Source organism: Bradyrhizobium sp. (assembly GCF_036009065.1).
Taxonomy (GTDB): Bacteria; Pseudomonadota; Alphaproteobacteria; order Rhizobiales; family Xanthobacteraceae; genus Bradyrhizobium.
Genome location: NZ_DASYMN010000224.1, coordinates 1 through 5,156, shown reverse-complemented (window position 1 = coordinate 5,156; position 5,156 = coordinate 1). Strand labels below are relative to the sequence as shown.

General features: G+C 63.4%; 2 protein-coding genes and 1 pseudogene. 1 reads left to right on the top strand and 2 read right to left on the bottom strand.

What is annotated here, in order from left to right; all coding sequences use genetic code 11:
* Both VGP39_RS13720 and VGP39_RS13715 read right to left on the bottom strand, forming a co-directional pair.
* Positions 1-361 (bottom strand): annotated as a pseudogene (locus tag VGP39_RS13720) (serine--glyoxylate aminotransferase); the annotation flags it as partial.
* Between the two features lie 291 nt (positions 362-652).
* On the bottom strand, positions 653-1,861 hold the full coding sequence (locus VGP39_RS13715; RefSeq protein ID WP_327568647.1) for an alanine--glyoxylate aminotransferase family protein: 1,209 nt from the start codon (positions 1,859-1,861) through the stop codon (positions 653-655).
* A gap of 143 nt (positions 1,862-2,004) precedes the next feature.
* Here VGP39_RS13715 and VGP39_RS13710 point away from each other — a divergent pair.
* Positions 2,005-5,156 (top strand): FAD-binding and (Fe-S)-binding domain-containing protein (locus VGP39_RS13710; RefSeq protein WP_327568646.1); only part of this gene is annotated, 3,152 nt, incomplete at its 3' end.

Here is a 5,156-nt window from a genome sequence, read left to right as displayed (position 1 = left end):
CGACATCGGCGCCGCGCCGCCAGTCGCCCGGCACAAAATCGACGTCCAGCTTGAATTTTTCGGCGATGCCGAGCCACAGCACGGCGAACTGGCCGGTCTCGGCCATCAGCACCTTGTCGCCGGGGACAAGCGTATTGACGATCGCGGCTTCCCATGCCCCCGTCCCCGACGACGGATAGATCAGTACCGGCTGCTTGGTGCGGAACACGCGCTGCGCGGCCGCCATTACCGCAAAGCCAAGCTCGGCGAATTCGGCGCTGCGATGATCCATGCCGGGCATGTCCATGGCCCGCAGCACCCGGTCGGGGATGTTGGTCGGTCCTGGAATCTGTAGAAAATGCCTTCCGGTATGCAGGGTCATCTAGCGTCCTTCCCGCGAATTTCGACGTTTTGGCAGGGCTCGAATATCACTATTTGCCGGGCTTGTCCCCTGCCCGGCCGGAACCGTCAATGCCTAACAGGGCGAGGCTCCTTCTCACCTCTCCCCGAGGGGAGAGAGCCTGCCCCCGACTTGATCGGGGGTCGAAGCCGTAGCGTAGCGCAGGCTTCGGGTGAGGGGTCTCTCCACGCACTCCGACTCGCGGATAGGCCCCTCACCCGGATCGCATCTGACGATGCGATCCGACCTCTCCCCTGCGGGGAGAGGTGAGCGCTAGGTCTTGACCACCTTCAGATGCGCGGGGGAATTTGCCTCGTTGCGCCCTTCCAGGAATTTCATCGCCGCATCGACGCCGCCGGCGCGGTGCGGCACGCCTGCGGCCGCAAGACCCATCTCGACGCCCGACAGCGCGCCCATCAGAGTAAGCTCGTTGCACTCGCCGAGGTGGCCGATGCGAAACACCTTGCCTGCGACCTTGCTGAGACCGGAGCCGAGCGACATGTTGTAGTTTTCGAGCACGGTCTTGCGGAACTTGTCGGCATCGTGGCCCGGCGGCATCAGCACGGCGGTCAGAACCGGTGAAAATTCGGCCGGTTCGAGACACAGCACCTCAAGGCCCCAATGCGCGACCGCGGCGCGCGTGGCGGCCGCGAGGCGCTTATGGCGGGCGAATACCGCATCCAGCCCTTCCTCGAGCAGCATCGCGATGGCTTCGCGCAGGCCGTAGAGCAGGTTGGTAGCCGGCGTATAGGGAAAGAAGCCGGCCGCATTCGGCTTCAGCATTTCTTCCCAGTCCCAATACGACCGCGGCATCTTGTTGGTTTTCGCCGCCGCGCGGGCCTTCTCCGAGATGGCGTTGAAGCCCAGCCCCGGCGGCAGCATAAATCCCTTTTGCGAACAACTGACGGTGACGTCGACCTTCCACTCGTCGTGCCGGTAATCCACCGAGCCGAGCGAGGAGATCGTATCCACCAGCAGCAGCGCGGGATGCCCGACCCTTTCCATCGCGGCACGGATGTCGCCGATGCGGCTGGTGGCGCCGGTCGACGTTTCATTGTGCACCACCATCACCGCCTTGATGGCATGCGCCGAATCCTGCGCGAGTTTTGCTTCGATTGCCGCGGGATCGGCGCCGCGGCGCCAGTCGCCGGGAATCAAATCGACATCGATGCCCCAGCGCGCCGCCATCTGCTGCCACATCATGGCGAAGTGGCCGGTCTCCACCATGATCACTTTGTCGCCCGGCGACAGCGTATTGACGATGGCCGCCTCCCAGGCGCCGGTGCCCGACGAAGGGAAGATGATGACCTGGCCGGCTGTCTGGAAGATTTTCTGGCAGCCGTCGAATACCGTCTTGGCGAGTTCGGCAAACTGCGCGCTGCGATGGTCGATGACCGGCATGTCCATGGCGCGGAGCACGCGGTCGGGCACCGGGCTCGGACCGGGAATTTGCAAAAAATGACGTCCCTGATGCTGTGTCATGGCTTCCTCGTCCGCCTGGAAGCCCGCATATTGCATTCAATTTTTCAACCTACAACTAACAAATAGTTTGCATTTTTTGATCGACGGCTTCCCCGCCGAAGGCCTATGTTCCCCACCATGAAAGCTCTCATTCGTAACCCTCAATGACGCTTGAAGAGCAGCTGGCCCGAGAAATCACCGGCGACGTTTTGTTCGACCGCTTCAACCGCGGCCGCTACGCCACCGATGCCTCGTTTTACCAGATCATGCCGGCGGGTGTGGTGGTGCCCCGCACCATGGACGAGGCGCTGCGGGCGCTGGCGATTGCGCGCGAGGCGGGGCGGATCGTTACCCCGCGCGGCGGCGGGACTTCGCAATGCGGCCAGACCGTCAATGACGGCATCGTCATCGATTTCTCAAAGCACCTGACCCGCATCCTGTCGCTCGACGTCGCAAACCGCTCTTGCGTGGTCGAGCCGGGCATCGTGCTGGACGATCTCAACCGGCAGCTCAAAAAGCACGGCCTGTGGTTTCCGGTGGACGTCTCCACCGCATCGCGCGCCACCATCGGCGGCATGGCCGGCAACAATTCCTGCGGCGGACGTTCGCTGCGCTACGGCACCATGCGCGACAACACGCTATCGATGCAAGCGGCGCTCGCCGACGGGCAGTTGCTGCGTTTCGGTGAAGTCGCGCGTGACGATAGCGGGTCCGATCTGTTTCGCGATATGCTGGCGCTGGGTGAGCGTGAGGCCGCCGAGATCGCCGACAAATTCCCAAAAGTGCAGCGCCGGGTCGGCGGCTACAATCTCGATGCGCTGGTACCGCGCAACGCCCCCAACAACATGGCCCATCTGCTGGTCGGCTCGGAAGGCACCCTCGCCTTCACCACCCAGGTCGAACTGAAACTGTGGCCGGTGATCCGCAACAAGGTGCTCGGCGTCTGCCATTTCGGGAGTTTTTATGAGGCGATGGATGCCGCGCAGCATCTGGTAAAACTTCGCCCGATCGCGGTGGAGCTGGTCGACCGCACCATGCTGTCGCTCGGCCGCGAGATCGTGATGTTCCAGCCGATCATCGCCACCGCGGTGCGCGGCGATCCCGATGCGGTGCTGATCGTCGAATTCGCGGAGGAGGATCAGGCCGAGAATGTCAGGCGGCTAAAACAGCTCGGCGAGTTGATGGCCGATCTCGGCTTCGGCTGGGACCAGCCCATGCGTAAATGGGGCGGCGTGGTCGAGATATCAGACCCGGCGCTGCAGACCGGCATCGCCGAGTTCCGCGCCGCCGGCCTCAATGTGATGATGTCGATGAAGCAGGAAGGCAAGCCGGTCTCGTTCGTCGAGGACTGCGCGGTGCCGCTGCCGCATCTTGCCGACTACACGGCGCAGCTCAACGATATTTTCGCAAAACACGGCACCCGCGGCACCATGTATGCGCATGCCTCGGAAGGCTGTCTGCACGTGCGGCCGGTGCTCAATCTAAAATTGGAGAAGGACGTCCAGGCGATGCGCGCCATCGCCGAAGAAACCTTTGCAATGGTGCGCGACTACAAGGGCTCGCATTCCGGCGAGCACGGCGACGGCCTCGTGCGCTCGGAATTTCACGAGGCGATGTTCGGGGAGCGCATCATCGCCGATTTCCGGGAGGTCAAGCATCGCTTCGATCCGGACAATGTGCTCAACCCCGGCAAGATCGTCGATCCACCCCGGATGGATGACCGTTCGCTGTTTCGTTATCCGCCGGATTATCGGATCGGTGAATTGAAGACCGTGCTCGACTGGTCGGCGTATCCTGGCGCCGGCGGCGGTTTCCAGGGCGCGGTCGAGATGTGCAACAACAACGGCGCCTGCCGAAAACTCGAGGGCGGCGTGATGTGTCCGTCCTATCGCGCCACCCGCGACGAGAAGAATGTTACGCGAGGGCGCGCCAATACGCTGCGGCTGGCGATCTCGGGACAACTTGGGCCCGATGCGCTGGCGTCGGACGAGATGATGGACACGCTAAAACTTTGCGTCTCCTGCAAGGCCTGCCGCCACGAATGCCCTGTTGGCGTCGATATGGCGAAGATGAAGATCGAGGTGCTGGCCGCGCGGGTTGCGAAGCATGGGCTCTCGCTACGCGACCGTCTGGTCGGCTACCTGCCGCATTATGCGGCGCTGGCGTCGCGCCTCGCTCCGTTGGCCAATTTGCGCAACAGAAGTCCGCTGTTGCGGAAACTGCTCGAACAATTCACGGGGATCAGCGCACATCGCGCCTTGCCGCAATGGCGGCGCGATTTGTTTGCGCCTGCGGGCGAAGCTTTCGGCCCCGCCGATGGACACGAGGTCGTGTTGTTCGCAGACACTTTCAACCGCGTCTACGAGCGCGAAAATCTCGACGCCGCGCTACGCGTACTGGTCGAGGGCGGCTATCGCGTGCATCTGCCAAAGCCTGTCGATGCAAAACGTCCGTTATGCTGCGGCCGGACCTTCCTCTCCGCGGGGCTTGTCGATAATGCCCGCGCCGAACTCGATCGGCTGGTGATGACCTATGCGCCGTTCGCCGCGCGCGGCGTGCCCATTGTCGGCCTTGAGCCGAGCTGCCTGCTGACGCTCCGCGATGAATTGCTGTCGCTGCGCAATGACGCTGCCGCGAAGAGCGTCAGCGCGCACGCATTTCTGCTCGAGGAGTTTCTGGTCCGCGAGGCCGAGGCCGGCCGCTTGCGTTTGCCGCTTCGTCCCATCGCGGACAAGGCGCTGGTGCACGGCCATTGCCACCAGAAATCCTTCGGCGCGTTCAAGCCGGTCGAGCAGGTGCTGCGGCTGATCCCCGGCCTCCAGGTCGAAACCATCGAATCGAGCTGTTGCGGCATGGCCGGCGCGTTCGGCTATGGCGCCGATACTTACGCGGTCTCGATGCAAATGGCCGAGGCCTCGTTGCTTCCGGCGATACGCCGCACGGATGCAAAAACCCTGGTTGTGGCCGACGGCACCTCGTGCCGCCACCAGATCGCCGATGGCACGAACCGTGCAGCGCTTCACGTCGCGCGCGTGCTGGCGATGAGCCTCGACGGCGCTCATAACAACAGCCCGTCATTCCGGGGCGCGCGAAGCGCGAGCCCGGAATCCATCACCACGATCGAGAGTATGGATTCCGGGCCTGCGCCAAGGGGCGCATCCCGGAATGACGAGCGTTGGGAGATTCCCTATCGCTTCGAGGACTTCTCGTTTCTTGCGCGCGGCTTCCTAGCCACGGGCTTCTTCGCCAGAGCTTTTTTCGCAACCGGCTTCGCTGCCTTCTTCGCCCTAGGGCGCTTGCGCAACGCCGCGCGTTG